At 43.8% G+C, this 249-nt stretch carries 1 protein-coding gene; it reads left to right on the top strand.

Features of this window, described 5'->3' with window-relative positions; genetic code table 11:
* Positions 1-40: 40 nt before the first annotated feature.
* A partial coding sequence (locus tag PPOP_RS06655) for a helix-turn-helix domain-containing protein (protein ID WP_148277854.1) occupies positions 41-249 on the top strand: 209 nt, incomplete at its 3' end.

Here is a 249-nt window from a genome sequence, read left to right as displayed (position 1 = left end):
GTTCTGAGATAATGTCACTATGGGACAGGAGACAATCACATTGAGCAGACAAGAGATGAAAAAGGTTTTAGTCGTAGAGAAAATCATGAATGGACATATGACAAACAACGAAGGAGCCATTGCACTGGGGATTACCGTTCGGCAGATCATCCGGTTGAAAAGAAGATATGAGACAGAAGGAGCACAGGGGATCACCCACAAGAATAGGGGAAGAAAACCCGCACATGCATTATCGGAAGAGATTATGGA

This window comes from Paenibacillus popilliae ATCC 14706 (assembly GCF_000315235.1).
Lineage (GTDB): Bacteria > Bacillota > Bacilli > Paenibacillales > Paenibacillaceae > Paenibacillus_B > Paenibacillus_B popilliae.
Note: the sequence above shows the minus strand (reverse complement) of the source record. Positions and strands in the feature narration are given on the sequence as shown.